We start from the raw sequence: 25,308 nt of genomic DNA on the forward strand, positions 1-25,308 counted from the left end.
TCTTTACAAAGTTATCAGCTTGGTTTTTTCGGACAACGTGGTTGCTTGAGCAGAGTATTGAGCAAACGCTGTAGCGTTACCTGGTACTGGCGTCGGGCCGTGTGTGTGCGTGGCAAGTTGAGAATTCATTTGCTGCACCAGATCAAGTAAATCACACAGTACCTGCAGCACGTTCACGCTCTCGGATCCCAACCAAGTCTTGGGAGACTGCAGGCGCTGACTGACACCCGCCACGCTCTTGCGCAGGCCCTCGATCCGCTCCTGCATATCGCCACCCACCGTGGCGTTGTGCTTTTGCCCCACCACCAGGTTGAGGTCGCGACCGGTAGCCTGGTGCAGATCGTCCACCGCTGCCAGGCTCGCGGATCCGCCGGTCAACAGCTTGAGCGCGCCCAGTGCCTCGATCTTCTTGATGCCTCCCACTGATTCGGTGGAATGGTCGTCCACCGTCCTGGTGTGGCTCTGGAAGGTTTCGGTGTTCTCCAGGGCTTCCACTTCCCGCTCGATCGCCTTGTCCTGGATCTTGCCGTCCGTTTGGCGCAGCCAGTTGCCGTCGGCGTCCACGCGCTGCTGACAGGCCTCGCTGTGCTGCCACACCTGATCACCCTTCGGAACCCGGGGCAGACTCAGGCCGTGCGGGAGGATCTGCGTGATAAAGGGCTTGGTCGGCAGGCCGTAGGCGAAGCTGATCACCACGGTGGTGCCCTCCTCCGGAAAGCCGAACATGCCCGCCTCTTGACCGCCCATGGGCGCAGGCAACGGGACGCTGGTCAGGACCGGCAGATCCGGATCCGGCTCGCCACTGGGCAACAGGACTTCGACGTCGACGCCAAAACGCGGACGGAAGTCGTCGCACAGGCCTTGCGCTGCAGGAGCGTCCGGCACCGCGACCACCCGCCCAAAGCGCGGCAGGTGGTAACCACCCGTCAATTCAGGGAACAGGCGCTCTACAGCGCGACCGATTGCTTCTTCCATTTGATTGCCATCTGACTACCGGCAAGCGTCACGCTAGTGATCCGCTCGCCTTGGTTGAATGATGCGCCCGGACGCAGACCTGGTAAGGCCGCGATCATTGCGCTCTGATTGCCCTGGTAACCGTCGAACAGTTCGGCGGGCAGCTGCAGCGCCGATCGGGAGCCAAAAAAGCTGTCGGCCCAACTGCCCACGAACACTTCGCCGTCGCCCTGCTGCTGCCAGATGAAGTCGGAGATCCCGAACACCCCGGCCATGCTTTGCATCGCCTGATACCCGGCGGCCAGGCTGTAGAAGTAAGGAACCTTTAACCGGGCATAGGCCTGATCTGGAACACGAAAGCGCAGGCCGGTCTTGGTACTGATCTCTTTGAGAACGCCCTGCAGGTCGACATGACGCAGGTTCATGGGCAGAGGCTTGGCCAGGATCGCGGCAACCTCTCTGCAGAACAGGACCTGCTCGGTGCTATTGGCGGCGGTCGAGGTTTCCACGTAACCGATGAAGTGGCGCTGCAGCAGGCTTTCGTTGTAGCCCACATCCAGCGTAACCAGACCTTTGACCGGCGCGGGTGCTTGAATGGTGAAGGTCGCTCGCCCAGGTCCTGCCAACTCCAGTCGCACATCGTCTTTCACCAGGGCATGCGTCACACCGCCAATAGTCAGCACCTTGTGCAGTTTCATGCTCATGGCGTGCCGCCGAGGTAGTTATCCAGTTTCTTCAACACACCTTCGAAGCCGGTGAGCGCCGTGTCCGTTCCGGATCCGTCCTCGCCTGCAACGCCAGTGCCTGATGCCGATTGCGCCTTGGAGCCATTGGCCTTGCGGCGCTGCTCGACCTTCTCCGGGTTCGATTGCTTTTCGGTCAGGGTGAACTGCACCGACCAAGAGGCCAGCGTGTCATCTTCCCGGGCGCTGACGCCTTCGGTGAACTGCACCTGGCGCATGCCGAACGCCGACGCCGTGTCGTTCACGATCCGATAGGTTTTCAGTTGCCCGCCGCCCTCGGTCGCCTCAGCCAAGCGCATCAGCGTTTTCAGTTGCACCTGGTCAACGAAAGCAATCTGCAGACTGACGGTCAGCGTCTTAGGCTTAAAACCCTTGTGCGCCTTCTCGCTACCACTGGTTTGCCCGGACAGATCCTCGCTTTCGATACGCAGGTTTGCCGTGACCTTCATCCGTTTGCCCAGCACCTGCTGGCCATCGAGCAATAACGTCATAGGCCCACCAGTTCACGGACAAAGCTCAAGCCCTGAAGCGAGCCGACCAACATGGTCCCAGCTGACAGCACCCACTCGTGGCCCGGGGCGTCGTCCTGCAGCAGTGCCTTGCGCAGATCTGCAGGCGTACCAGGACCGAGCAGTCGCGCGCGCATGGTCGTGTCTTCGTCACCGCTGGCCAGCAACGCCTTGAGGTCGTCCAGTTTCTGGTCGCTGCCCTGCTGCTGCGCGGCCTTGCGTGCAGCCAATGCAGCCAGATCCCCCATCGGCGAGCTGTCCGCCGCATAGCTTTCAAGCGTGGCCAACTGGCCCGACATTGCCTGTTTAGCGGCTTTGAGCACGGTGCAACGCTCCAGCGGCAGACTGCCCCAACGTGGCAACGGTCCAGCGCTGGGCATCACCCACTTCTCCGCCTCGAGTGTGGACAGGTGTTGCGCCCGGCGCTCGGCTCGCACCAGGTCCGGAACTGGCATCAGCGCATTGAACTTGGTTAAGGTGCTGGCTAGCTGGCCGTAGTTGGTGGCCAGGAACAGGATGAGCAGCGCGTATTGAGGCTCTGTCGGGCGGGCATCGTCCGAACTGTCCGTGAGCTTGTCGGCCATTACCTGCAGCAGGTTGGGTGCGGACAGAAAGCGCTGATTGCCCTGCCCTTGGCCAATGCCTGACTGAAACGGCGTCACGGTGATGCAGGCCGGGGCTTCGCCCAGTTGACTGGCCATCGCCGCACGACCTGCAGCGATCACGCTTTCAGCAACTGCACCGACCGGCCCCGGATTGGTGGTGGCCAGCCCGTCCAGTCCGGCAAGCCGCTGCGCGGTGTTGGCCAGCTCGCCACCGGCCAGATCCTTGGCCGCTGTCAGATCGCCCATCCATTCCGTGGCCTGCTCAGGCCAGCGCATCGTCACAGGTGCCCAGCTCATACGGATTCAGACTCCCAGACCACCGCGGCAATCGCGGATAGATCGAGCGCTGCCAGTGCAGTGTCCAGAGCTTGCTTGAGGACATTGGCCTTCTGCAGCAGTTGCAGTTTGAGCTGAATGAAGTCATCACCTACTTGCTGCAACTGCGCGGCGCTGTGATCCCGGAACACCTTCACACCCTGTTCATCCCGGCAGGGATACGCGCTAGCAGCGGCGGTCTGGATGATTCCGGTCAGGTTCAGTTGATCTTCCACCTGACTGTCGTAGAAAAAAGCTGCGCCCAGGGCAGACGACCAAAACCCGCTGATGATCTGGCCCTGACAGACATCGTTCACGATGCGGACCTGCACGTCGTAGAGCATTTGCGCTCGCTCTGACACGCTCTCAACCGCGACTGGAAAACCTGTGACCGCATCAGGGGATAGCTTGACCCCTAAGCTTTGGGCAGCCAGCAGTGCCGCATGCTGGGCATTGGTCAGGCGATGTTCACCGGCGCTGAGGCTGAAGGCGAAACGGGTATCGGATGGCACCCAGGTGGCAAAAATGGTCATTGGCACACTCCAATGGCAAACCAGGCGATATCGCCTACGGATGAGTTGGTGTCAGGGTCACCGCAGATCTCGAAACCGGTCGTGGTGAAATCCGGCTTGGTGAGCGTGGCCACGGTTCCGGAGATAACGGTCGACCGATAGATGTCCGAACCGATGTGAAACACCTGGCTGAACTGGATCGGGAATGTGACCGTGTAGAAGTTCTGGTAGAGCGTAACCCCGACCAGCCGCCCCCACTGGAACGTCAGGCCACTCAACCAGGTGGGCAGAATGATGTAGCCCGTGGCCCCAAGGCTTACCGCAAATCCCCAGCGCAATTTCTTCGGCGTGACGTAGGCTGCGTCATTCGTACCGGCATTTGTCTGGGCCTGGCTCGCCACTTTGGCCCCGCCCGAAACGGTTTCAGTTGCCTGAGTCGCAGCCGCCGTTAGCTTCACATCGGCAGAACCATCGAACAGCACTTCGCCGGTGACGGCACCATCCAGCGTGATCTTCCGGGCAGTGCCCAACTTGGCAGCCTTACCAACCTCGGTGACGCCGGAAACAATCTTCTCGATAACACTTCCGATCGCCGTGCCCAAAGCCTTCAAAGCCTTGGTGGTGGCCAGCACTAAGCTGTCGTCGGTATCCGGATTGTCACTGGTCGCATTGGGCAGGTTGCCCAGACCCACGTCGGTCTTGGTGGTCGCGCGTGCTCGAAGGTTCGGGTAATCGCCAATGCGCGCCGCAAAGTGGGTCACCAGCGGGCCGTTGATCGCCTCGACGGTGCGGCGGTCGGTGATGGTGTTGGCATCAGGCAAATCAGCCAGTGCCACGCAGTAATGCTTCACACCCACCGAATCCGAGTAGTCAGGCCGATCGGCAGCGAACACCACTTTCATGGTGGCGGCCACGTCGTTCAAGCCGCGCTCCAGGGAAACATCCAGCCAGGCAGTGGTTGGGAATTTAGACGGCAAGACCGGCAGTAATGCGCTCTGCTGCAGGCGGATGCCTTCGATATAGGCCGTGCCGGCCTTTAGTTGAAAAGCGCCGGCTACTTTTTCCAGCTGCAGGCCGGTACCGAAGAAACAGGCCCGACCGAATACGTCGCGATTGCTCAGCCGCTCGCGCTCATCAATGCCCGCCAGGCGCACCGTAAAGTCGTGCTGCCAGGTGCTGGCATCAATGGTGATACCGGTCAGTGCCTGGGCACCGTCAAACACCACAAGGAAGTTGCGGGTCACGTTGTTGCCGATCTGCAGCGGCGGAATGTTGCGGCGCTTCTGCTGCAGGGGCACATAGGACACGGCGAACAATACGCCCTCGTCACTCTCCAGACCGACCCAGTTGAAATCCCAGTCACCGAGGTCGGACCCCAGCTGCGAGCTGTACACCACCTGGTTAGGGTTCACGTAACCCGCGTTACCGTTCGGGATCTGGTAGGTGTAAACAATCTGGGCGGCAGGCGGCTTAGCGGCGGCGCGATCGACTGCGATACTTGGATTCAACCCGGGTACGTTGGCAAAGATGAAGCGCGCAATCTTGAGCGGCTGCAGCGTTGGTTGTTTCTGGGCAATCAGGTTTTCACCTGCAAGGGTAATGCTGGCTCCCATGGGAACTCCTACAGGCTGGCGATCAGCGTTTGCTGATCGTCGTTAAAGTCCACGACGGCCACGTATGTGGTGACCGGTGTGATGGTGACGAAGTCGTAACGGCGGCAAGTGCGGCCGTATTGCTGAATCAGGACGCGGAGCAGCTCCGGGTTGTCGGCCAACTGGGTGTTGCTCAGCTGCAGCAGCACCACATCCCAGTCACGGTCGGGTTGACGCTCCTCGATCTCGACATAGCCGACGCCCAGGCGCACCAGGATGCGTTTCATCCCAGCGGTGCTACCGGCGTCGACGGCATTGATGAAGGCGTATTTCACGCGCAGGCGGTACAGGCTTTCCGGCTCGCCCTTGAAGCGCGTGATGTCCCGCTGCCAGGCGAGCAGATCGAGCATGACCAGGTGACAGGTCTCGGCATCGAGCTGCAGCAGTGGCCAGCCCAACCACTGCTCTACCCGCTCCCACCAGGACTGGGCAGCGTCTTTGATCTTGGTCAGCTCGGTACCAGCCAGCCAGAACTTCAAATTGAGCTTAATCATTGAGGTTCACCTGCAGCGACTGGATGCGGGGAATGGTCAGCTCCGACACGATGTCGGCATTGATGAAGTGCAGCGACTCAATGCCAGGGAATTGCTGGTGCAGTTCTTCACCCAAGCGGCTGAATGAAAACCGCGACTGCGGGTAGGTCAGCGTTGGCTGGTAATCGGCGGTGGTGCTTTCGCGAAAGGCAGTCCGGATGAACTGATCGGCGTTGGCCTGCAGCATCTCGCGCTGATCAGCCGTCAGCGTCGAACGTGGCCAGATCTCCAACTGCAGCGGGTGGAAGGTTTCCGGCATGGCCATGACCAGCAGATCGTCGCCATGGCCATGGTTGCCCTGGTCCCGAATGTGCGCGTTGATCTGCTCCAGGTAAGTGGCCGCTGGTACGTCCGCTTCGAACAAGACATAGGCATTGGCGCTGCCCGGGCCACGCGGGGCACCGTGCTCGAAGTACACGCCATCCGGACGTACGCCCGGGAAGGCCGAGATCATGGCCTTGTACACCGAGTCGGTGTGCCACTGGTTGACCGCCGAAAACTGGTTACGGGTGCGCAGGCGCAGCTCGTCGTCCGGTTCCGGATCCGCACCAGGTACCGACAGCCAGCCGTCGTTGTTTACCACCTGGGCAATGCCCGGTACCGGCACCGGCAGAATCGCGTAGTAACCCGGGGCCAGGTTAAACCCGGATCCGCTTTCCACTGCCTCGACCGGGATCTGCAGCTGCATCAGCCCATCGGCAAAAACGCCGGGAGCCGTGGTCACCAGCTGGTACACGTGGCCATTGATCGAGGCAGACTGCACCACGGTACCGGCCTCAACCACCAGCGCACCGCCTGCAGCCGTGCGGGTGAACAGCAAATGGCCGCTGGCCTTGGTCGCGCCCTTGCGCTCTACGTTCACCGCCCAAGCCAGCATTTCCAGCCAGCTGCCGGTCGCCGTCTTGACGAAGAAATTCGGCAGCACCGTGGTGATCAGAAACTGCAGGATCCACATCACCGGCTTGGTGATCAGCGCCGTGACCACCCGCCAGAACGGCGAATAAGCGCTGGTGTTGGCCACTTTCGCGCCTTGGGCGACTACTTCGGCCTCCCACGCGGCACGCAGCCCCGCCTCGGTGGTCGGGATACCGGCGTCAGTGAGCGCCTGCTTAAAATCAACGTCACTCACAGGTTCACCTCAAGGGTTCCAAATTTCAGGGTGGTGGCCGTTACCAGGAACAATCCCGGTTCGACCTGGGTGATTTGCGCCGTGCCCGGTACCAGGCGTTCGTCGTCTTCCACCAGCAGCTCCATTTGCTGGATGCAGTCGCGTTGCCGCAGAGTTGAGCGCTCAGCCACCAGGGTAACTAGCAGCCCGCTGTCACGGATCATGTGGGCGATGTCCTGGGCGATGCAGGCGCGGTCGTCCACCAGCGTGGGTTGCTGCGACAGATCCAGTACCACGTCGTTATCGGAGATCAGCAGATCGACGTATTCGCTCATCCGCCAACCCCCATCGCCATCATGTTTTCCAGCTCCAAAGGCGTCATAGGCTTGGCCGTATTGATGTTCATGTTTTCGATGTGCGTGCCTTTGGTCTGGCTGCTGTTGTTGTTCTGGATGCTGGTCAGCAGCCCGCCAGGCGGTACCGCGTTCGGCCGCGTAGGCGACAGACCGCCCCCGGTACCGGCGTTCATGTTTTTGCGGGCTTGCTCGGTCTGTTCAGCGAGTGAAGGTGTGGTAACCAGTGGCGCGGTCATGCCAGGCAGTTCCGGGGGCTTGGGCAGGTCACCAAAGCTTGCATCGATCTGCACGCCGGGAATCTTGTTGATCATCTCGATCAGGCCGCTGATTGCGTTGCGGAAGATCGACACGATGCCGTCCCATGCAGCACTGGCCATGCCGGACCAGCCGCCGATCGATCCGAACCAGTTCGACAGCGCTTCCAGTTGCTGCTGGATCCACTGGAAAGCGGCCGTGTTCATCAGTGCGCTGGTCCACTGGTCCCAGTAGACGACTGCCGCGATAACGACGGCGACCAAGGCAAGAATCCCGATCACGATCAGCAACACCGGGTTGGCCATCAACGCCGAGTTGACCAGCCAGATCGCGCCCTGCCAAAGCATCATTCCGACCCTGACGGTCGCCATCCAGGTGTACATGGCGATCAGGCCGATCACGAATGCGGCGACCATCACCGTGTGGAACACAAACATGGCAATGGACTTGTAGCCCTGCCAGTTGAGCAGCTTCCAGACCGTGAGCGCGCCCAGCCAGGCCATTTTGCTAATGCCCACCACCAGGGTAACGGCGGACATGGCGGCGACCAGGCCGAGGATGATCAACACCGTGGCACCGACTACCCGGGTAATGTTCGGGAAGATCTGCGTCCAGCGGGTCAGCGTTGAGGCAATGCTGACCAGCTTGTCCATCAACGGCGTGAGCATCGGAATCAACGCCTGACCAAACGACACACGCAGCGCGACAACAGCGGCGCCGAACTGCTGCCACGGATCCACCATCGCCTTGGCCATCTTCTCGGCGTTTTCCAGTCCGCGGACTTTGCCCAACTGATCCAGACTGCTCTTGAATCGGTCGGTGTCCTTGGCCAGTGCGGTGATGACGCGTGCGCCTTCCCCGCCGAAAGCTTCGGTCAGCTTCGCGCCTGCAGCGGCACTGTTCAGATCACCGAACTTGCCTTCCAGCTTGGCCAGAATGTCGGCCATGGGCATCAATTGGCCGTTCTGCTCGGTGAACTTCATCTTGAGCTTTTCAGACGCTGCGCCGATGTTTTCGAAGAACGACTTGTACAGGCCGCCCGCATCGCCGCCTTCCATGGTGCTGCTCAGCGTGCCGATCACCGCGAACTGCTCGGCGATATCGGTGCCGGCCGTGTTGGCGATCTGGCCGACTTCCTTGAAGGCGTCCTTGAGCTGCGCGCCGTCGGTGCGGAACAGCTGGGCGGCCAACGCCGTTTGCCCGCCCAGCTTCTCGACCCACTGGCTTTTGCCCATGGCATCAGCCGACGTCTTGAACAGGTTGTACATGGTGCCGACGTACGCGCCCATGGTATCGGCGTCGGATTTGGTCGCCTTTGCCAACAGGTTGCTGGTGTTGGTGAAGGTGGCCAACTGAGTGCCTACCAGTCCCTTGATCGCGCCCGAAATGCTGTAGGCCGAAGCGGCAAAATCCCGGGCGTTGGTCCCGTAGTTCGTGGAGAACTCCAGGGCTTTTTGATTCAGGGACGTCAGCGCGTCCTCGGCGACGCCCAGCGATCGGACTTCGCCCAGGGCGCGGTTCATTTCCAGCGCCGGTTCCAGGGATTCACTGATGCCCTTGGCTGCACCGATCATCCCGCCCAGGCCAAGCCCCATCTGTCTGATGTTGGCTTCGCCCTGGGTGGCCAGGTCGGAGAAGCTGGTTTTGACCTTGCCCAGGGGAGCGCTGACCTTGTCGGTCAGGCTCAGGATGAAGGCCAAGCGGGCACTGCGGTCAGCCATGGGGTTTTATCCGTTCAGCGCATGGGCGATGCCGTCAGCAACGGCAATATCCATACGTCTCCAGTGTTCGTCCTCCAGCCACTTGGCGATCCCCATGTTTTCGATGGTGGGTTCGGTACCAGGTAGCCAGCGGTTGGTCAGGGCCAGCAACTGGCCCAGCGCGTCGTCGTTTAAGCGCTCAGCGTGCTCGAGGACTTTTTTACGACCAGACCGATATCAGGCGAGTACTCCTCGAGCAGCGCACCGGCCAACTCCATCACGGTCACCGGGTTAGCCAGGAACGGTTTCAGATCGGCCTTCTGCTCCTGCTTGATGGTGCCCGACAGCAAATTGGTGGCCGGTGCGACCTTGTTGGCCTGAGTGGTGGCGTTGAAGTACTTGGTCACGTCCTGGGGCGTCAGGTGGAATACGAAGTCGGTGCCTTTGATTTCCAGCGTGATGTCGCGGTTTACGTCGGTCATGGTGTTATCCGTTAACAGTTGGTTGAGAAAATCAGGGGTTTGCCGGTGCGCGCAGCGCGACCTGGCGGATGTAGTCCTGCAGCCCGAGAATCATTTGCTTGCTGAGGGCGAGCTGATCTCGGAGGGTGAAATAATCCGGTCGAGCGTCTGCTGCGAGTTCGGCGGATCCAGCATTAGCCAGGCTGGTGGTTCCGGCGGCGGTGGACAGTCCTGGGGCGGGACAACGGGCTTTGACGAGCAGCCGCTGATTGCCATCGTCAACATCGCGGCGCAGAGACTGGTTTTGATCGAGCGCATCTTTAAGTTCCTGGGTGTGTTTCAGGTCGAGCGCGGTACGGTCGGCGAGCATCTTCGCCACCAGGTTCGCGTGCTCTATGAGGGTTTTCACATCGGACTTGGCCTGTTGCAGCTCGTGGACGGCTGTGTCCCGTTCCTTCACCACCTGGACGAAGAAGAACAGCGGGATCAACGCCGTGAGCAGGACCGCGAATACAAAGCGCATGGGGGTAATCGTCATTTCAGGCACAGCTCCATTTCGGCCAAGCGCCGGTTGTGCAAGCCGCGCACGAATGATTTCTTGCCCTGTGCGTCAGTGACGTAAGCCCATACCGGTGTTTTTCCGTCTGGGGCCCAGGCCAATGCCCTGCAGCCCTCTTCGATCCGTCCGGCGTTGATCAGGACCACAGCCCGACTGGCGCACGTGGTCGCGTTGCCGAAGTTGTGGCCATGGCTGGACAGCGCGTCGAACGGGTTCTGCCCGATCGCCTGATTGGTCAGGCAATCGGCCAGCGTCAACTGGCCCTTTTCGATCACCAGGTGTTCCACCTCGGCGCAGCGCTCATCCGACCAGAAGTCGCCGACGACCACGGGATAAGGGCTGGTGTGGCGGGTGATGCCTTTGCACACCGTAGGCAGTCCACGGGCCAACTGGTCGGGGTAAACAACGTTCTGACCGTTGCCTTCCCACGTGCCCAGGAACAGCACCAGGCTGGAACTGCAGAGCACCAGTGCGCCGCGCATGATTTTCCCGCGCAGGCTCATGGGAACAGCCCCCGCAGCAGAGTTGGCCCGACCATCTGCAGAATCGCCCACAAGGTGCTGGCAATGGCCAGCGCCCAGGTGATTTTCTTGCCGATATCGGAAACGACGACAGTCAGTTTTTGCTGGCCGAGATTGAGTTCCGAAAGCTGGCCAGACATATGCTCAAACTGCTGTTCAAGCTTGGTCACACGGATCGGCACCGATTCATGGCGGTTTTCCATCGACTCCAGGCGGTACTGGATAAGCATCACGTCGCGCTCGATGCGGCCCACTCGCGTGGTGTCGGTACCGGGGTCGTCCAGTGCGTGCTGCAGAGTAGTACTCATCAGCGGTTTCCTTGCTCGAAAAGGCTCTGGCACGGGACACAGCGGGTCATCCCACCAAGCGCCTGGCGTAGTTCCGGAATAGGTTTGTCGCAGTCCTGACAATGGCTCAGGCTTGGCCCGCGTGATCGCGTGCGGGCGAGTTGGGCCGCTATGGCCTGGTCGCGTTGCCGCTGTTCCAGGTCCTGGGCACGATCGAACGGGCACACCATCAGGTCAGCCCTTCGATTTCAGCGGAGTCCAGGTACGGCACGCCGTTGATCTTCACGAAGTCCGGACTGGTGACGTCATACGGGATCTTGTGGGTGTTCTTGGTCGCGCCCTTCGGATCGATGCTCAGCAAGCTGGACAGACGCAACTTGCAGCCAAACGCCTCAATGCGCAGTTCCTCTTCACCTGCTTTGGCGAAGAACACCGAGTCGAACAGCGGCAATGCACGGAAGCTGCCTGCAGTCTTCGCAGCCTCGATCAGCAGATTGAAGTTGGTGGTGTCCAGCTCCATCTCGCCAGCGGCTGCCACGTCGCCGTCGACATGGCCGTTAGGAACGCCACGGGTTTGCGCCACGGCGCTGTTGTCGGTGATATCAAGGGTCAGAGCTTCAACGTGAATGGCGAGATCGCCCACGGTGATGTCGAAGTTCTTACCGCCAATTTTTGCAGCCATGGGGGATTACTCCGTGGTGGAAAGATCGAGCGCGATGTTCGCGGTCAGGTCTTTCGGGCAGTTGAGGGGGCGGATGCTGATGTAAGCCTCGACCGCCGTTTTGCTCTTCCAGGTGAGGACAATCGCGTCGTCAGACGGCGTCTCGATCTCGCCCGGGAACACGCGACCGGCAAAGCTTGTGGACTTGGCCATCGCACGCAGCGGGGTCATCAGGTAGGTTTTGTTGCTGGCCATGCTCGCGGCGCTGCTGTTCAGGCTGCGGTCACCCACACGGCGGATCAGCAGCGGACGAACTTGGCGGGCGGCCTTGTCGACGATGCGCAGGTACTCGATCACCAGGAAGTCGCTGCCCGGGGTGTCGAGCATGTTGCCGTCCCCCCAGTACACGCCCTCGTAGTCCGGGTAGGTCTGGCTGACCGAGAAGCGCGACTTGTCCAGCTCGAAGCGAACGGCAGACGTCAGCGGTACGCCCTCAGAGTCGACCGGAATGTCACCCAGCCCCATCACAGCGCCGGTGGCCACGCGCATCGGACTATCAGCAATGCTGACAGCCGCGTTAGCCAGGCGACCGGCCAACACGCCCAGGTCATTGCCGTGCAGCAGCGGCACGCAGAGCACACGAGGCGCGGCGATGCCATCGGTGATTGCCTTCTGAGCTGTGGTGTACTGCGACCAAGTCATGTTCGGTTCGATGCCGACCGACGAGGCCATGACGAACGCACGACGTCCGTAAGTGTTCTGCAGGCCGATCGCTGCTTCGTGCATGTCCTCCAGCTCGTCACCAGCGGTCACTGGCGCACAGATCACAATGGCTTCAAAGGAATAGTTGTGCTGCAGCGCAGAGGTGAGCGCGTCCTGCCAGGTCTTGTCGGCACCCAATGGGATGGCCAGGCAGGCCCAGCGATCGCCACCGTTGAGGCGCGCCGCCGTCACCTGGGTTTTCAACGCGCTGGCGGGAACGCCTAGCATCACGTCCAGATCGCTGTCGGTGTTGAGTGCGATCACCTGGCCCTGACTCTTGGGGCCGGGACCGATGAAAATGAAATAGTTCTCGACCTGGGTGACAGCGCCCTGACTGAGGTTGAGATTGTTGACGCTGACTTTGCCGAGTGCCATGCAGTGCCTCGTTATCGTTGAGAATTAAGGATTTGTTCCAGCACCAGGTTCACCAGTGCGGTGGTTTCCGCTTCGGTACCGGGGCCGAGGAACTGGCGTTTGGGCAGGGTGATTTCCCAGCTCTGCGCACCAGATGATTCGGATTGTTCGTCGTCCAGGATGCGGATCAGCAGACCCGCCTTGGCGTAGTTCACGTGCTCTTGAATCCACGCCACGGACGGACGTGTAAGGGTTTTCTTGCCCGCCTGGCGGACCTTGAAACCGAGACGGCGCAGACGCTTGGCCTGCTTTTCGGTCGCAGCCAGGCCTTCGGGAACCTTGTTCCACTGGCGCATCTGGGCGGCGGTACGACGCTCGGAAACACCGTTGTGCTGCTGGGTCGCAACCCAGCGGGTCAGCGCGTTGCGCCAGCCCAGTTCGGCCTCGTCAGCGTCCAGCCGGGTGACCTCCAGCAGCTTGGCCAGCCCGGACTCCATTTTCTTTTTGCCCTTGGACGAGCCTTTGCGCGCCTCGAACGGTGTGCCGTCGAGGTTCTGCTGATCACGGACCCGCTTACGGCTGGCACTGCGCACGCGCTTGCTGACGTTGTTCAGCAAACGGCGGCGCAACTGCGGGCGCAGTTCAAGCAAGGCGAGCTGCTTGTCGACATCGAGCATGCCGCGTATATCTCGTTCGAACGTGCTACGCGCCACGGCCGGTCACCTCGCCTTCCTCAGCCACCCACAGCTCGTATGGCTTGAACGAATAAGACTTGTCGCCGACCTTGATCTCGCCGTCATCGTCCTCGCTCAGGTACTGCGACTCGGTGAACTGCAGCTTGATGTCCACGTCTGCCAGATCGTTGTCCAGCATGGTCACGTCGAACACGACATTGGGCAGGCCGTCACGGTCCTGATCATGGGTTTCCAACCAACTGCCGACCAGGGCAAAGAGCCGGGCCGGGTTATCGGCGAAACGCTCCAGGACGATGGTTGCGCCGTAGTTCATGTCGCCCATGCGCATGCCGTTCTCGTCCGGCTTCCAGATCAACTCAACCTGCACCTGGTCAGTCCAGCTATCGAGCTGTTCGGGAGCCACCAGGGCGCAGTCGATCAGGTAGGCGGTCAACGCCTTGAGCTTGATCACAGCAGCGCCGCCGTGATGCGGCCACGGCCCTGCAGCGAGCGCACAGCGGCCTGGCTGAACGCCAGAAAGGTCTCCGATCGCTCGGGCAGTTCTTTACCGATGTTTTCAGCCGACTCACGACGCGACACGGTGGCGAACTGGGTCAGCAGGCTGGCCTTGGCGCGGCAATACACGGCCCGTTTATAGGTCGCGGTTTGATGGGTGCGCTCTGGCAGGATGGTGGTGTCTGCGGATTCAACGTCTGACACTCCAGCGCCCTGCCAGCGCGCTTTTAGCGTGGCCAGGTCGCTATTCACCTCGACCATGGCCATGGATAAATCAGCAGCCAGCATATCGACCAGGTATTCCGCCGGCAGGCGGTAACCCTTCTGGAACTCGGCCACGGAGAGGTGCGGCCAAAAGCCGTCGTTCTCGATGATCTGTTCCACAAAGGTGGTGGGTTTCCCGGAAAAGCTCATGCTGGGTGCTCAAATAGGGCAGGTAGCCGCTTCAGGCGATGCCGGACGGTCATAAATGACTTGGGTTGCCTTGGCAGTTCCCTGCGGGGGGTGAGTCGGTTAATCGGTAGCGGCGGTTTCGCTGCTGTCGCTGTTGTCGCAAGAGGTGTCTGCGGAACCCTGGTCATCGGAAACCTGCAGAACCTCATCCAGCCGCGTGGCAATCTCGGCAGTCGATCCGGAGGCCTGGGCCTTGAGGAGCGCTTTACGAGCGCCGGCAAGGCGAGTGCCTACACCGATGCTTTCGTACAAGGCTTCAGCGCGTTCGAAATGCACGATTGCGGCGGTCCAGTCACGGCGATCCATCGCCAGCAGGCCCAATTGCTTGTGGTAGCGGGCGGGGATCCGTTCGAACAGCTTCCACTCGCCATCAACCAGGTGCAGCAATTTGGAGACGTAGGGTTCCGGACTGCGCTGGGCTTTGTATTCGGCTTCGGCCCAGTCGATGACCTCATCCGCCACAAACGTCTGGATGTTGCGGTTAAAGCGCTCAGGCAGCTTCTGGTCCTGACCCATTGCAAATTCAGCAAGCTCTAGGCCCTTGGTGAACTGGACCGTGTCGAATAGCCAGATCAGCACGTAGACCAGCACCGGATTAGCGAAGCTGAGACCTGATTCGCGATAGCGCTGCACGTAGTCCAGATACTTGGGCAGCAACTCGTCACGCTTGAGCAACTGTCGCTGTTCGCGGCTGTCGATCGCGGCGATGCGGTCCAGATCTACCTGCAGGCTTTGCTCCATCAGCTTGAGGTGCTTCTGGGCATTCGCCGGACTGGCCAGAGCAGTTTCGGAGGAATACGGCTTCGGACTGGCACTGGCGACAGCAACTACGGCCAGGCCCTGGGCGAGAACGCGGCGCTTGTGCGCCAGTGCCAGGCTCACGCTGCTTGCTCCAGGATCTCGACGTTTTCGATCAGGCCGGCTTTTTCCACCTGTTCAATCACATAGCCTTCGTTACGGCTGTTGTAGTCCTCAACGCGGCTGCGCTTCGGATTGTCGATAGTTTGCTTACGCCAGCTGCTTGCCTGGACGTAGATCGACAGGTTGTCGAAGCTGGTCACCAATACGGCATTGGCCGGGAAGTAAGGCACGCTGAATGCTGGTAGACCGCCGTAGGTGGCGATCACCTGAGCTGACTCGATGCGCTCTTTTTCAGTCGGAGTGCTGCCCTGTTTGGAATACAGCTTGGCCTTGTCTGCTGCCAGCAGATCCGAACCGATGATGACAATCAGGTCGCCAGCGTCGCGCAGACGCTCATCGACCAACTGCTTGGCGTCATGCACCAAAGCATCGAGATTGGCGTAGTCGCCTTCTGGCCCCATGGTGACCTTGCCGGCAAGCGCGCCTTCCTTCATGACCTGAGCAGGGGCTTTCTCGCGCAGTTGCTGCAGCCACCCCTTGTTCACGTCCTGAAGCATCGGGTACTGCGTCTTGTCGCTTTGTGCCGCCGCACTGATGCCGTGGAAGCCGATCATGATGCGGTCCAGCGCGATCTGGCGTTGAACAGCAGCCGAGTACTTGGCGTGGAACTCAGGGAATTTCGCCCAGGCATCGATCTTCGCGTAAGACAGGCTGACATCGGACTCGGTAGACGACAGCTCGTAGGTGTCGTCATCGAGCGAAGAAGCATCAACAGCTTCCCGGTCGTTGGTCTTGGTGTTAGTACGGCCAGTAACCGGGCCGTTGGTGCCCAGGAACACCTTCTGACCTTTGATTTGATCTACCAGAACGATGTTGATCCGTTCGAGGAAATCGGCCTGGTGGGTGATCGCGTCGTTCAGCTCCTGGGCGACCGAAGGCTCGACATTGAACATGCGGACAGCGGTATCAACGCCGTAGGTTTCGGCGATGGCCATCTGCAGCTGGGCGTACATTTTCGCCCCGTGATTGCTCAGCGAATACGCCATGTCAGTACACCTTCTTCGGCTTGTCAGCATTACCGGCCGTGCGGCTGAACTGGCGAGCCTGCGGAGTGTTCATTGCCTCGCTGAACATCTTCTCGATGCGGCCGAGGCTGGTCAGCACTGCCTTGTTGTCAGGGACGCGGCGGCTGAGCTGCTTCTCTTCTTCGGCGGTGGTGATGATCTTGTCCACGGCGGTCTGAACGTCGGAGACGGCGTCAGGGTCAGCTTCCGGCTCGACAGGCGCGAAGCTGTCGACCAGGGCTTGAATGCCTGCGGTCACAAGCAGTTGCTGTTCCACCAGGCCTTGTAGCGCCTTAGCTGTTGCTTCATCCATTGGGGGTTTGCTCTCGGTAGGGGTGTCGGTAGACGGGTCCGCTTCCTGCTCGTCCACAGCGAAGCGTTTGAAGAACTGGGCCAGTGCGCCAAACAGGTTTTTGGCTTCGTTGTCTGTGCTCATTTCATTGAAATCCAAAGGTGTGCCGGCGCTGAGACGCCCAGGGGCCTTCGGGCGCTGAGCGTTGCGGCTCCGGCCTGTCTGGGCGGTGAAGTACAGTTCTTGAGTGCCGATGCTCGCCGGCTCATCAGTAACAGCCAGGCCGCCGAGATAGTTGCGACCGGTGCCGGCGAAACTCGGGCGAATCTCGATGCTGCTGAACAGCTTTTCGCCCAGGTCGTTGAGGTGCAGCAGTTTGTCGTTGGGCCGCAGCTTTGCTTCCAGAGCAATCTGGCCAGGCTTCAAATCGGAGGTGTCTTCGGATAGACGCAGCGCATACACAGTGCCGTGCGTGCCGAACTCTCGTTCATGTTCATACCAGATCGAAGCCGTGTAGAACGCTGGGTCATACGTTTCGGCGAGGTCGATCAATTCCTGGGGATAGATCTCGCGACCATCAACGGTGGGACCGCTGACAGCAACGCGTTTCCAGGAGGAGACAAGGGATCGAGGCATGAGGGAGTGCGGCGCTCATCGGGTAATTGAGGCCTCACGATAGGGAGGCTCTAACCTACCAACAAACTGTTTAAATCCTTGCTCGTCCGCGTTGTTTGCATCGAGGACAAACGCGGATTTTTTCACCACGTTTTCCGCTTTTTCGCCGCATAGACTGCGGCCATGCACTATTCAACCGAAGTAAAAGAAGCCGCCAAACGTCTGTTTCTGCGCCGCTACAGGGCCAAGGAAATTCAGGCGCAACTCGGCCTGCCTCACGTCCGCATCGTTTACCACTGGATCCGGCAGGGGAACTGGGACGACATGCTCACGGATGAGGAGCCACTGACTGCATGCAGCCGGCGGATCACTTTGCTCCTGGAGAAAGCCGGCACCCTGTCCAAGGATGAGCTGAACGAGCTGGAGCGGCTCATCACCTACCGCGAGCGGTTGCAGAAGCAATCGACCAAATCAGTGCCGGCGGCAATCCCGGATGGCGGCAGCGACCTGGCCGAAGATGGGCAGCGCCGCGAGGGAAAGCAGAAGCCGCGCCGTGAGCGCGATGGGAAGAGGCGGGAAAAAAAATCCAAAAACGATATCGACCATCTGACCGAAATCGATTTTTTGGACAAGTTCACATCCAAGCTATTCGGCTATCAGAAAGAACTGTTTGCGGCCAAGCAAAATCCTCTGACCATGCGGATCCGCAACATCCTGAAGTCCCGCCAGGTTGGTTTGACCTATTACTTTGCCGGCGAAGCGTTCATGGACGCGGTGCTGACCGGCGACAACCAGGTGTTCTTGTCGGCCAGCCGTGCTCAGTCGGAGATCTTCCGCAGTTACATCATCGGATTCGCCAAAGAATGGTTCGATATCGAGCTGACTGGCGACCCAATCATCCTGAGCAACGGCGCAAAGCTGCAGTTCATGAGCACCAACAGCAGCAGCGCCCAGGGCTACAGCGGCCACGTCTACGTCGACGAATATTTCTGGATCAGGGACTTCCAGAAACTGAACAAAGTAGCGTCGGCCATGGCCACCCATCACAAGTGGCGCAAAACATATTTCAGCACGCCCAGTGCGGTCTCCCATCCGGCCTATCCATTCTGGACCGGCGAGTCGTTCCGCAACAGCAAGAGGCAAAAGAAAGCTGCCGCCGGTAAGGAATGGCCAACTGATAAGGCGTTCCAGGCAGGCGCACTATGCCCGGATGGGCAATGGCGCAAGACGATCACCATCCTGGACGCCATCGCCGGCGGCTGCGACCTGTTCAACCTAGAGCAGCTGCAGCTGGAGTACGACGATGATTCGTTCGATCAGTTGTTCATGTGCAAATTCATCGACAGCACCCAGGGCGCGTTCACGCTCAAGGATCTGGAAAAGTGCTATTCCGACCAATCGCTTTGGACGGACTACGATCCCGACGCCGAGCGCCCCTTTGGCAACAGCCCTGTCTGGATCGGATACGACCCAAGCCGGACCCGCGACGACGCCAGCTGCGTGGTGGTCGCTCCGCCCCTGGAGCAGGGTGGAAAATTCCGCATCCTTGAAAAGCACTCCTGGCGCGGACAGTCGTTCACTTACCAGGCCGAGCAGATCGAGAAGCTTGTCGGCCGGTTCAACGTCCAGCACATCGGCATCGACACCACTGGCATCGGCTACGGCGTATTCGACCTGGTTCGGGTGTTCTACCCCCGCGTTATGTCGATCCACTACAGCCTGGAAACCAAAAACATCTTGGTCCTCAAGGCCCAGGACACGATCCAAAAAGGCCGGATCGAATGGGACGCCGGCTCAAACGACATCTCGCAGGCCTTCCTGAGCATCAAGCGCGGCACTACAGGCAGCGGTCAAGTCACCTACAGCGCTTCCAGGACCGATGCCAACGGCCACGCCGACGTGGCCTGGTCGATCATGCACGCCCTGCACTACGAACCACTGAATGTCGGCAGCCGTCGACGCAGCAAATACACACTTACCGGATCCTCCCTGAATGGCCAAGCGCAAAAATCGCCGTCCGACAAAGTCAAATCCCCCGCACCCAGCCGCTCCGCAGCAGCCGATGCGCATGTTCACGTTCGGCGCGCCCGAGCCGGTGCTGCAGGACAGCCTCGGCCACTACATCGGAGTAACCGCCAGTCACGACGGTCGTCTGTATACGCCTCCGGTGTCCCGGATCGGGCTGGCCAAGCTGCTAAGGGCGAACGCGCACCACGGCGCTATTCCGGGCTTCAAACGCAACCTGCTGCTGCGTGAGCTAATCCCCTCCTCCGGCATGTCGGAAACCACCATGAGCCACGCGGCTCTAGATTTTATGGTGTTTGGCGAGGCGTATTTCTACGGCGTGCCCAATATGTTCGGGCACATCCTGGAGCTGCAGCACATACCCGCCATCAACATGCGCGTCCGGCTGGACGGCGGATTTGTGCGCCTGCTCGATGACGGCAAAGAAGAGGCTTTCGAAGCCCACGAGATCGTGCATATATTCAACTACGACGTGGAACAGAACGTGTATGGGGTCCCGGAGTACCTCGGCGGTATCCAGGCACTGCTGCTCAACGAGGCCGCCACCTTGTTCCGCCGGCGCTACTACAACAACGGTGCCCACGCCGGTTACATCTTCTACACCAATGACCCGAACCTGACTGAAGATGACGAGGACGAGCTGCGCTCCCAGATGGCATCAAGCAAGGGCGTAGGTAACTTCCGCAGTATGTTCGTCAACATACCAGGCGGTGCGGAGAAGGCCATTCAGATCATTCCCGTGGGGGATTTCCAAGCCAAGGATGAGCTGGAGAAGGTCAAGAACATCACCCGCAACGACATCATCGCGGCGTGGCGCATGAATCCAGCACTTGCCGGGATCATCCCCGAGAATTCGGCAGGATTCGGAGACATCGAGAAGATCGATCGCGTGTACACCAGCAACGAAATCCGGCCCATCTGTCAGCTGTTCAATAAAGCCAACGACGTATTGCGCGAAGACCGGCGATTCAGTTGGCGTGAACTCCCCGAAACAACCGGAAACACTGGATAAAAAACCATGTTTCTGAGGCAAAAAACCACCAAACGTGGCAAAATGATGCTACGCAAAAAGGATTACGGAGGGGTAAATGCGCGTCTACTGCACGGTCTGCAATAGCAAAGGAAAAATCCGAACTACCAGGGAACAGACGAAACAGTTTTCCAAGCTGTATTGCCTGTGCTTGAACCCGGAGTGCGGCCACACATGGGTGGCGCACCTGACGTTTTCGCACTCCCTTAATGCGCCAGTTCGTACGCTGGAGACCCTGCTGCTCGATCAGTTGCGGGAGATGCCACCGTCGCAACAGCAGCAGTTGATCGCCCAACTGGGGATTCAATCCGGGATCTGACCGGGCACGCCCCGATACACCCTCCTCCCGTACTGAGCCGCCCTCCTCGATCACCAGCCACACCGATGCCTGCAACGCGGGCATCACCAACATCTGACCAAGAAGATCATCCCATCAAGCCTGTTTAAATCCATCAGAGCTGTCGCAGCTAAGGTCTTGGCCACCCTTGGTTGATTACCGCGGCAATGTCAGTTTCGACGTAAGCGAATCGCCTTCTAGAACGTCCATAAACAACGGTCCCGTCCGGCTGGATCATCACGACGCATACAGCATCGCCCTCAGCAGCGACCTCCACAAAGATGTCGTCTCGAACATGAACGTGACCAGGCCCAAGTGAGTCAGGCTCCTTAATGTTTGAAACTGCATAACCTCTAGCAGTCAACTTGTCTGCAACGTCCTGGGCTTTCATGCTTGCTCCTTCTTTGAGTGAACCATGATCTCCAGATCGCAGCATGCCAGCACGCTGGCATATAAGCCGCCCCCCGATCTCGCTTGATTACGAAGAATGCCGTGCGGCGGAACCCGCGCAGCGGCCGGTGGTCTGACAACCTCGCACCCAAAATCACAGCCGCGCCGCCCGATCGTGCCCGCGACCGCTGCTCGCGAATTTCGATTGCACCTCGGCGCGCCCAATTACCGCTTCTGACGCCCTCTGGATCCACGGCACTGTGTGCCGGGTATCCAGAGTTGGGTGCAGGGCACTGCCCTGCCGCTGGTGCGGGCGCGCAGCCCGCGATTCTCTGGAGAATTGAGCGAAGCGAGCTGAGCCCTTGGGCGAAGGCATCATCATGTACCCAACATACAAGGCCTGTGGACACCTCGGAAGTCTCTTTTTTTACCCTGTGGGGGGTACTGAGAGGGGTTTAAAATCCCATTTATTTCAAAGACATCCTGGTTGCCCTGCGCGCGCGCCGGCAGCGCCGCAAAATGGCGGCAGAAAGTCGACGCGGAGGTGGCGGATGGCCGCCACAACGATGCATGCAGGCCGTGCTGGTAAGGATGTGGGATGATTTTTCGATGACCAGGCGTGACCTGGCCTCGCGGGATCCGCGATTATTCCGAGGGGGGGTTGTCTTTCTTGACCTGAACACTGCGCATCAGTCGCGCCAGCTTATCGTTCACGGTGCCGCTAGGCGGCTTATCAGGCTCATAAGGAGGGCTGGTGCCGCAAGGCGTCTCTTGCCTAGGCGTTGCATCGTGTGGCTGCCCCTGAGCACCAGCGGCCTTTCGAGCCTCGCTCTTCTGCCAGTTGCTACGCGATTGCTGCCTCTTGAACTCTTCCAGGGACGCTTTCTCCTGACGTGCATTGCGCATCGCGCCGATCTCGCGTAGCTCCCGTTCACGCTTTTTGATGGCCGCTTTCTTGGCGCGGAACCAAAGATAGCGAAGGCCAAGATCGGCAAAGAACTTTTCAGTGAAGCGCACCAGGACACGAGTACGAACGAGGTGGAGTCCCTGCGAATCCTTTTCATCCAGGCGCACCTTCTCGATGCGCCGGTATACATATTCGGCCTGCTCCATCCCGTGCATGAAGCGACTGAAAGACGAAGCGGAGACATCGCTGTGTTCAGCGATATTGCACTGGGTGCTGAGGCAGAACCGACCTTCCTCAACCTCCAGCCAACCTAATACACCTGTGGCCAGGTCCAACCGCAGCAACATCTGCTCTGCTGTCTTGGCCAGCATTGAAAACTTCTCAGATCGCGTGCGTCGACCACCGTGGATGGTGTCCAGCGAGCGCAGATATGTACCACGCAGTTCGTCACCCATCCGGCTCAGCCGGTTGAAAGCCTGGCGTATCAGCGGATTGTTAAGTTGAGCCGAGGTCAGATGACGCTTTTCTCTGTAGCGAGCCGGCCGGATAGGAGCATGCAGGGCCGCATGTGGATCTTTCTTGTCGCGATGCACAGCAGTAGGCCGACCCTTTTTGGGGCCGGCCTTGCGGTCGCTCGTTCGCGAATTGATGTCCTTATCCGGCTGAGTCACAGGCGCTAGTTCACCTGGTGCAGGACAGGTTTTTGAAGCTGCTCGAGCAGTACATCCTCGGCCTGCGTACGCAGTTCGCTGCAGCGGGCTTCCACCGATCGGAGCCGATCGACAAAGTCAGGCAGCTTGTCGAGATCCCCGACGTCAATCCGGCCGTCAGCAAGGATCTCGCTGCCCAGGGCGACCGTGTTGCCCAGTCTGGCAACCAGCAGGCCGAACGCGCACAGAGGGTTCCCGTGACCGTCCTGCTCACGAGCACCGGTCAGACCGTGACGGCTGGCCAGCTCATTGATGCAATCGTCTTTGAAATCCCCGTCAAGCGCCTCTACCCACGCCTCTTCAAGCCAGCACGGCAGGTCTACCTCACCGTTAAGCCATCGACCAACACGCCGCAGCCAGGCTCCGGACGCCCGAAGGAAAGCCGGTGCGTCATTACCCTTGGCCAACTCGTCGAAGTCCGGCACGTCCTTGCTGACAGCCTTGTCAGGAACCAAGCGGTGCAGGTTGCTGCTCAGCAACTGGGCGAAGTCGTCCTGGCTGAAACCCGTGCGGGCAATCATTTCGGCTGCGTGGGCAACCAGTACCTGGTCACGGGAGATCGAGGGATGTCCTGGATTAGACGTGTTCATGCAGCGCTACTGCTTTTAGCCTGCTCAAGCTCTAGATCATCTGGAGTGGTCGAAGGGAAAGGACGCACCTCTTGAGCCACGCATGAACCGTCGCTATCCACTGATACTTCGATGTTACGGCGCGCCTTGAGAGCTTTAGCAATTGACGCAGGTTTGCAACCCAATGCGCGAGCAACCCGGGCTTGCCCAATCTTCCTGACGAAGTCACTCAACGATATTTTTTCCACGGCATACACCTAAGGGGCAATGAACGCTGGAATATTAGCCGACGGCTTTTTTGATAGCAATAAAAATACGCCAAAGGCTTACTTAGGTGACAGATAACGAACGCCGGAGGCTTGTCTACAATCGTTAGCCTACGGCTTATAATTTGTTGATGGCATACATAAAAAAACCTCTAACAGACACCCTCATGGCCGAAAGCAAAGCGGCAAATGCTTTGTTTCTGTCGAAGAAGAATTCTCTGAAACTCACTCAGCGAAAGCTTGCTGAGGCAGCAGGAATCACGCCTGCATCGGTCAATCAGTACCTGAGGGGCATCAATCCGTTGAATGCTCGGTTTGCTGCTGTACTGGCGAAAATGCTGCAGGAGCCGATCGAGAGCTTCAGCCCCCGGCTAGCGGCTGAAATTTCCGAAATGGCAAACGTAGGCCCCATGATCCAACCTCGCAGAGAGGCCACCGAGTACCCTCTGATAACATGGGTAGATGCTGGTCTGGGGATAGAATCGTCTGCCAGCTACCCTACCGGCATCTCTGACGAGTGGCTTAGCTCAACAGAAAATGCTGGCCCAAAAGGCTACTGGTTGAGGGTCAAGGGCAAATCAATGACCTCGGATACTCCACCTACCTTTCCAGAAGGCACTCCGATCCTGATCCGCCCTGAGGGATTCGATATCATCAGTGGAAAGTTCTACGTTGCCCGCAACACGGTCAGTGGAGAGACGACATTCAAGCAGTACGCGATGGACGCCGGAGTCGGTTACCTGGTGCCGCTCAATCCCAGCTATCAACCTGTTGTGCTAGACGACAACTGGGAAATTATTGGTCGGGCGATCGACGCTAAAATCACTGGTATGTAGCGGCCTCGAAGGTCAGGCAGCGTCTGCATCATCTCGATGCAATCGTCGCCGACCATTACCTGGTGAAGCTGGCTCATAGTGATTTCCAGCCAGATGCGACCCTCCCGATACAGGATGAGGTGACGCAGGTTATTCGAGTGAGGGTGTTAGACGTAGCCGGCTGGAAACCTGATCAAGCACGCCGAACTTTGAAAAAGCACATCGCCCTTGCATCGACGCAGCAGTCTTCAAGCTCTCGATAGGCGAGATATTTCGCCTGATTGCGAGTAGCCGCCCAGACCTCAGTCAGGTACCCCTGCGCATCGCGATTCCAGCTCAGCTCATCCCAGCCAAAATTGAATGGAAGAACCTTCCACTTTTTGAGTGGAAGCTTTTCAGCCATCTCGCCGTACTCCATTTCCCAAGTTGGGTGATAGTTGCGAATGCGCTTCTTCAGGTCGCTGTCGAGTACCACGCCGATATATTGGCCGCGGTCGGCCAGGATCACTCCAGGCTCGCCATTTGCGATGACGCGGCGACCCACTTCTGCTGGGACCTTATAGTGGTTACGAACGTATGCGCAGTTATAGCTCATGGACGGGATCCCTTTACATTCTTCTGCGCTTCGGGCGGAGTCATACCTGGTGGCGCACTGTGAACGACGATATGGCCCTGCCCAATCTTGAAGTTCTTGATCACCGCAATGCACACGTTCCACGCTTCACGTGCCACAGCTTCGCCAGATTCCACCACGTTGCCTTGGTCGTCGATGATCGCCAGACGGGCAGGTCGGCCATCAGCTGTCGTGAACTTGTAGCCGCTGGTGACGTTGGCAGCGATACGGCCATTCTCCAGGGTGCCTGTCTCTGGGATACCAATCATGGCCGTGCTCCTTGTTCAACTGCGTCTGTGTATTTGTTTACGATCAGCGCGATGG

General features: G+C 59.4%; 33 protein-coding genes. 4 read left to right on the forward strand and 29 right to left on the reverse strand.

Going from position 1 to position 25,308, the window contains the following annotated elements:
• Window positions 1–3: 3 nt before the first annotated feature.
• From EE949_RS15835 to EE949_RS15945, 24 genes are all read right to left on the reverse strand, one after another.
• On the reverse strand, window positions 4–975 hold the full coding sequence (locus tag EE949_RS15835; protein WP_122665137.1) for a hypothetical protein: 972 nt from the start codon (window positions 973–975) through the stop codon (window positions 4–6).
• A complete protein-coding gene (locus EE949_RS15840) occupies window positions 948–1,658 on the reverse strand; it encodes a hypothetical protein (protein WP_122665138.1) in 711 nt (236 codons plus the stop codon). The genes EE949_RS15835 and EE949_RS15840 overlap by 28 nt, the downstream gene beginning before the upstream one ends.
• Window positions 1,655–2,188 carry a DNA-binding protein gene (locus EE949_RS15845; RefSeq protein WP_122665139.1) on the reverse strand — a complete coding sequence of 178 codons (534 nt, stop codon included), beginning with the start codon at window positions 2,186–2,188 and terminating at the stop codon, window positions 1,655–1,657. Before EE949_RS15845 ends, EE949_RS15840 begins: the two co-directional genes overlap by 4 nt.
• Window positions 2,185–3,108: a hypothetical protein gene (locus tag EE949_RS15850; RefSeq protein WP_122665140.1), complete on the reverse strand. Its 924-nt coding sequence runs from the start codon at window positions 3,106–3,108 to the stop codon at window positions 2,185–2,187. The genes EE949_RS15845 and EE949_RS15850 overlap by 4 nt, the downstream gene beginning before the upstream one ends.
• Window positions 3,105–3,659, reverse strand: a complete 555-nt coding sequence (locus tag EE949_RS15855) for a hypothetical protein (RefSeq protein ID WP_122665141.1) — start codon at window positions 3,657–3,659, stop codon at window positions 3,105–3,107. The genes EE949_RS15850 and EE949_RS15855 overlap by 4 nt, the downstream gene beginning before the upstream one ends.
• Window positions 3,656–5,251 (reverse strand): phage tail protein, encoded by a 1,596-nt coding sequence (locus EE949_RS15860; RefSeq protein ID WP_122665142.1) that lies wholly within the window; start codon window positions 5,249–5,251, stop codon window positions 3,656–3,658. The genes EE949_RS15855 and EE949_RS15860 overlap by 4 nt, the downstream gene beginning before the upstream one ends.
• 8 nt (window positions 5,252–5,259) lie before the next feature.
• Window positions 5,260–5,784: a phage tail protein gene (locus tag EE949_RS15865; protein WP_122665143.1), complete on the reverse strand. Its 525-nt coding sequence runs from the start codon at window positions 5,782–5,784 to the stop codon at window positions 5,260–5,262.
• Window positions 5,777–6,952 carry a baseplate J/gp47 family protein gene (locus EE949_RS15870; RefSeq protein WP_122665144.1) on the reverse strand — a complete coding sequence of 392 codons (1,176 nt, stop codon included), beginning with the start codon at window positions 6,950–6,952 and terminating at the stop codon, window positions 5,777–5,779. Before EE949_RS15870 ends, EE949_RS15865 begins: the two co-directional genes overlap by 8 nt.
• Window positions 6,949–7,266: a DUF2590 family protein gene (locus tag EE949_RS15875; protein ID WP_122665145.1), complete on the reverse strand. Its 318-nt coding sequence runs from the start codon at window positions 7,264–7,266 to the stop codon at window positions 6,949–6,951. The genes EE949_RS15870 and EE949_RS15875 overlap by 4 nt, the downstream gene beginning before the upstream one ends.
• Complete coding sequence (locus EE949_RS15880; RefSeq protein ID WP_122665146.1) at window positions 7,263–9,263, reverse strand: phage tail tape measure protein; 2,001 nt, start codon at window positions 9,261–9,263, stop codon at window positions 7,263–7,265. Before EE949_RS15880 ends, EE949_RS15875 begins: the two co-directional genes overlap by 4 nt.
• A gap of 6 nt (window positions 9,264–9,269) precedes the next feature.
• The gene (locus EE949_RS29485; RefSeq protein ID WP_162874424.1) at window positions 9,270–9,413 is read right to left on the reverse strand and encodes a DUF6890 family protein; all 144 of its coding nucleotides are present in this window, start codon (window positions 9,411–9,413) and stop codon (window positions 9,270–9,272) included.
• Between the two features lie 20 nt (window positions 9,414–9,433).
• Window positions 9,434–9,724 (reverse strand): putative phage tail assembly chaperone, encoded by a 291-nt coding sequence (locus EE949_RS15885; protein ID WP_122665147.1) that lies wholly within the window; start codon window positions 9,722–9,724, stop codon window positions 9,434–9,436.
• A 31-nt stretch (window positions 9,725–9,755) separates the two neighbouring features.
• The gene (locus EE949_RS15890) at window positions 9,756–10,241 is read right to left on the reverse strand and encodes a lysis protein (protein WP_122665148.1); all 486 of its coding nucleotides are present in this window, start codon (window positions 10,239–10,241) and stop codon (window positions 9,756–9,758) included.
• A complete protein-coding gene (locus EE949_RS15895; protein WP_122665149.1) occupies window positions 10,238–10,765 on the reverse strand; it encodes a lysozyme in 528 nt (175 codons plus the stop codon). Before EE949_RS15895 ends, EE949_RS15890 begins: the two co-directional genes overlap by 4 nt.
• A complete protein-coding gene (locus tag EE949_RS15900) occupies window positions 10,762–11,091 on the reverse strand; it encodes a hypothetical protein (RefSeq protein WP_240350590.1) in 330 nt (109 codons plus the stop codon). The genes EE949_RS15895 and EE949_RS15900 overlap by 4 nt, the downstream gene beginning before the upstream one ends.
• Window positions 11,091–11,300 carry a TraR/DksA family transcriptional regulator gene (locus EE949_RS15905; protein ID WP_122665150.1) on the reverse strand — a complete coding sequence of 70 codons (210 nt, stop codon included), beginning with the start codon at window positions 11,298–11,300 and terminating at the stop codon, window positions 11,091–11,093. The genes EE949_RS15900 and EE949_RS15905 overlap by 1 nt, the downstream gene beginning before the upstream one ends.
• Window positions 11,300–11,752 carry a phage protein gene (locus tag EE949_RS15910; RefSeq protein ID WP_122665151.1) on the reverse strand — a complete coding sequence of 151 codons (453 nt, stop codon included), beginning with the start codon at window positions 11,750–11,752 and terminating at the stop codon, window positions 11,300–11,302. Before EE949_RS15910 ends, EE949_RS15905 begins: the two co-directional genes overlap by 1 nt.
• 6 nt (window positions 11,753–11,758) lie before the next feature.
• Complete coding sequence (locus EE949_RS15915) at window positions 11,759–12,868, reverse strand: DUF2586 domain-containing protein (protein ID WP_122665152.1); 1,110 nt, start codon at window positions 12,866–12,868, stop codon at window positions 11,759–11,761.
• Window positions 12,869–12,879: 11 nt separating this feature from the next.
• Window positions 12,880–13,560 carry a phage virion morphogenesis protein gene (locus EE949_RS15920; protein WP_205504984.1) on the reverse strand — a complete coding sequence of 227 codons (681 nt, stop codon included), beginning with the start codon at window positions 13,558–13,560 and terminating at the stop codon, window positions 12,880–12,882.
• A complete protein-coding gene (locus tag EE949_RS15925) occupies window positions 13,550–13,993 on the reverse strand; it encodes a phage tail protein (protein WP_122665154.1) in 444 nt (147 codons plus the stop codon). Before EE949_RS15925 ends, EE949_RS15920 begins: the two co-directional genes overlap by 11 nt.
• On the reverse strand, window positions 13,990–14,451 hold the full coding sequence (locus EE949_RS15930) for a head completion/stabilization protein (protein ID WP_122665155.1): 462 nt from the start codon (window positions 14,449–14,451) through the stop codon (window positions 13,990–13,992). Before EE949_RS15930 ends, EE949_RS15925 begins: the two co-directional genes overlap by 4 nt.
• Before the next feature lie 99 nt (window positions 14,452–14,550).
• On the reverse strand, window positions 14,551–15,372 hold the full coding sequence (gpM, locus tag EE949_RS15935; RefSeq protein WP_122665156.1) for a phage terminase small subunit: 822 nt from the start codon (window positions 15,370–15,372) through the stop codon (window positions 14,551–14,553).
• Complete coding sequence (locus EE949_RS15940) at window positions 15,369–16,397, reverse strand: phage major capsid protein, P2 family (protein WP_122665157.1); 1,029 nt, start codon at window positions 16,395–16,397, stop codon at window positions 15,369–15,371. Before EE949_RS15940 ends, gpM begins: the two co-directional genes overlap by 4 nt.
• Window position 16,398: 1 nt before the next feature.
• Complete coding sequence (locus tag EE949_RS15945; protein WP_122665158.1) at window positions 16,399–17,343, reverse strand: GPO family capsid scaffolding protein; 945 nt, start codon at window positions 17,341–17,343, stop codon at window positions 16,399–16,401.
• A gap of 162 nt (window positions 17,344–17,505) precedes the next feature.
• On the opposite strand from EE949_RS15945, the gene EE949_RS15950 reads away from it, so the two are divergent.
• The 3 genes from EE949_RS15950 to EE949_RS15960 all read left to right on the forward strand — a co-directional run bounded on the left by EE949_RS15950 (window position 17,506) and on the right by EE949_RS15960 (window position 20,696).
• The gene (locus EE949_RS15950; protein ID WP_162874443.1) at window positions 17,506–19,578 is read left to right on the forward strand and encodes a terminase large subunit domain-containing protein; all 2,073 of its coding nucleotides are present in this window, start codon (window positions 17,506–17,508) and stop codon (window positions 19,576–19,578) included.
• On the forward strand, window positions 19,490–20,359 hold the full coding sequence (locus EE949_RS15955; RefSeq protein WP_162874442.1) for a phage portal protein: 870 nt from the start codon (window positions 19,490–19,492) through the stop codon (window positions 20,357–20,359). Before EE949_RS15950 ends, EE949_RS15955 begins: the two co-directional genes overlap by 89 nt.
• 76 nt (window positions 20,360–20,435) lie before the next feature.
• Window positions 20,436–20,696 (forward strand): ogr/Delta-like zinc finger family protein, encoded by a 261-nt coding sequence (locus EE949_RS15960; protein WP_122665159.1) that lies wholly within the window; start codon window positions 20,436–20,438, stop codon window positions 20,694–20,696.
• A 1,053-nt stretch (window positions 20,697–21,749) separates the two neighbouring features.
• Here EE949_RS15960 and EE949_RS15970 read toward each other — a convergent pair.
• From EE949_RS15970 to EE949_RS15980, 3 genes are read right to left on the reverse strand one after another with little or no spacing between them, the layout of a single operon-like run.
• Window positions 21,750–22,682, reverse strand: coding sequence for a hypothetical protein (locus EE949_RS15970; RefSeq protein WP_240350589.1), 933 nt, complete (start codon window positions 22,680–22,682; stop codon window positions 21,750–21,752).
• Between the two features lie 5 nt (window positions 22,683–22,687).
• Entirely contained in the window at window positions 22,688–23,311 is a 624-nt protein-coding gene (locus tag EE949_RS15975; protein WP_122665161.1) for a hypothetical protein, read from the reverse strand.
• Window positions 23,308–23,547: a Cro/CI family transcriptional regulator gene (locus EE949_RS15980; protein WP_346773487.1), complete on the reverse strand. Its 240-nt coding sequence runs from the start codon at window positions 23,545–23,547 to the stop codon at window positions 23,308–23,310. Before EE949_RS15980 ends, EE949_RS15975 begins: the two co-directional genes overlap by 4 nt.
• Window positions 23,548–23,723: 176 nt before the next feature.
• On the opposite strand from EE949_RS15980, the gene EE949_RS15985 reads away from it, so the two are divergent.
• A complete protein-coding gene (locus EE949_RS15985; RefSeq protein WP_346010041.1) occupies window positions 23,724–24,392 on the forward strand; it encodes an XRE family transcriptional regulator in 669 nt (222 codons plus the stop codon).
• 172 nt (window positions 24,393–24,564) lie between these two features.
• Here EE949_RS15985 and EE949_RS15990 read toward each other — a convergent pair whose 3' ends face one another.
• Together EE949_RS15990 and EE949_RS15995 are read right to left on the reverse strand one after the other, a co-directional pair.
• Window positions 24,565–24,966 (reverse strand): hypothetical protein, encoded by a 402-nt coding sequence (locus EE949_RS15990; protein ID WP_122665163.1) that lies wholly within the window; start codon window positions 24,964–24,966, stop codon window positions 24,565–24,567.
• On the reverse strand, window positions 24,963–25,253 hold the full coding sequence (locus tag EE949_RS15995) for a hypothetical protein (RefSeq protein ID WP_122665164.1): 291 nt from the start codon (window positions 25,251–25,253) through the stop codon (window positions 24,963–24,965). The genes EE949_RS15990 and EE949_RS15995 overlap by 4 nt, the downstream gene beginning before the upstream one ends.
• Between the last annotated feature and the right edge of the window lie 55 nt (window positions 25,254–25,308).

It is taken from the genome of Pseudomonas viridiflava, from assembly GCF_900602065.1.
In the GTDB taxonomy this organism is placed as follows: domain Bacteria; phylum Pseudomonadota; class Gammaproteobacteria; order Pseudomonadales; family Pseudomonadaceae; genus Aquipseudomonas.

What these genes read in the sequence shown, in the direction of transcription:
- EE949_RS15995 (WP_122665164.1), bottom strand. Translation starts at nt 25,253, where the DNA reads ATGATTGGTATCCCAGAGACAGGCACCCTGGAGAATGGCCGTATCGCT.
- EE949_RS15845 (WP_122665139.1), bottom strand. Translation starts at nt 2,188, where the DNA reads ATGACGTTATTGCTCGATGGCCAGCAGGTGCTGGGCAAACGGATGAAG.
- EE949_RS15985 (WP_346010041.1), top strand. Translation starts at nt 23,724, where the DNA reads ATGGCCGAAAGCAAAGCGGCAAATGCTTTGTTTCTGTCGAAGAAGAAT.
- EE949_RS15840 (WP_122665138.1), bottom strand. Translation starts at nt 1,658, where the DNA reads ATGAGCATGAAACTGCACAAGGTGCTGACTATTGGCGGTGTGACGCAT.
- EE949_RS15940 (WP_122665157.1), bottom strand. Translation starts at nt 16,397, where the DNA reads ATGGCGTATTCGCTGAGCAATCACGGGGCGAAAATGTACGCCCAGCTG.
- EE949_RS15915 (WP_122665152.1), bottom strand. Translation starts at nt 12,868, where the DNA reads ATGGCACTCGGCAAAGTCAGCGTCAACAATCTCAACCTCAGTCAGGGC.
- EE949_RS15900 (WP_240350590.1), bottom strand. Translation starts at nt 11,091, where the DNA reads ATGAGTACTACTCTGCAGCACGCACTGGACGACCCCGGTACCGACACC.
- EE949_RS15890 (WP_122665148.1), bottom strand. Translation starts at nt 10,241, where the DNA reads ATGACGATTACCCCCATGCGCTTTGTATTCGCGGTCCTGCTCACGGCG.
- EE949_RS15865 (WP_122665143.1), bottom strand. Translation starts at nt 5,784, where the DNA reads ATGATTAAGCTCAATTTGAAGTTCTGGCTGGCTGGTACCGAGCTGACC.
- EE949_RS15850 (WP_122665140.1), bottom strand. Translation starts at nt 3,108, where the DNA reads ATGAGCTGGGCACCTGTGACGATGCGCTGGCCTGAGCAGGCCACGGAA.
- EE949_RS15910 (WP_122665151.1), bottom strand. Translation starts at nt 11,752, where the DNA reads ATGGCTGCAAAAATTGGCGGTAAGAACTTCGACATCACCGTGGGCGAT.
- EE949_RS15960 (WP_122665159.1), top strand. Translation starts at nt 20,436, where the DNA reads ATGCGCGTCTACTGCACGGTCTGCAATAGCAAAGGAAAAATCCGAACT.
- EE949_RS15860 (WP_122665142.1), bottom strand. Translation starts at nt 5,251, where the DNA reads ATGGGAGCCAGCATTACCCTTGCAGGTGAAAACCTGATTGCCCAGAAA.
- EE949_RS15895 (WP_122665149.1), bottom strand. Translation starts at nt 10,765, where the DNA reads ATGAGCCTGCGCGGGAAAATCATGCGCGGCGCACTGGTGCTCTGCAGT.
- EE949_RS15945 (WP_122665158.1), bottom strand. Translation starts at nt 17,343, where the DNA reads ATGCCTCGATCCCTTGTCTCCTCCTGGAAACGCGTTGCTGTCAGCGGT.
- EE949_RS15930 (WP_122665155.1), bottom strand. Translation starts at nt 14,451, where the DNA reads ATGAGCTTTTCCGGGAAACCCACCACCTTTGTGGAACAGATCATCGAG.
- EE949_RS15950 (WP_162874443.1), top strand. Translation starts at nt 17,506, where the DNA reads ATGCACTATTCAACCGAAGTAAAAGAAGCCGCCAAACGTCTGTTTCTG.
- EE949_RS15855 (WP_122665141.1), bottom strand. Translation starts at nt 3,659, where the DNA reads ATGACCATTTTTGCCACCTGGGTGCCATCCGATACCCGTTTCGCCTTC.
- EE949_RS15975 (WP_122665161.1), bottom strand. Translation starts at nt 23,311, where the DNA reads ATGAACACGTCTAATCCAGGACATCCCTCGATCTCCCGTGACCAGGTA.
- EE949_RS15880 (WP_122665146.1), bottom strand. Translation starts at nt 9,263, where the DNA reads ATGGCTGACCGCAGTGCCCGCTTGGCCTTCATCCTGAGCCTGACCGAC.
- EE949_RS15835 (WP_122665137.1), bottom strand. Translation starts at nt 975, where the DNA reads ATGGAAGAAGCAATCGGTCGCGCTGTAGAGCGCCTGTTCCCTGAATTG.
- EE949_RS15885 (WP_122665147.1), bottom strand. Translation starts at nt 9,724, where the DNA reads ATGACCGACGTAAACCGCGACATCACGCTGGAAATCAAAGGCACCGAC.
- EE949_RS15990 (WP_122665163.1), bottom strand. Translation starts at nt 24,966, where the DNA reads ATGAGCTATAACTGCGCATACGTTCGTAACCACTATAAGGTCCCAGCA.
- EE949_RS15905 (WP_122665150.1), bottom strand. Translation starts at nt 11,300, where the DNA reads ATGGTGTGCCCGTTCGATCGTGCCCAGGACCTGGAACAGCGGCAACGC.
- EE949_RS15875 (WP_122665145.1), bottom strand. Translation starts at nt 7,266, where the DNA reads ATGAGCGAATACGTCGATCTGCTGATCTCCGATAACGACGTGGTACTG.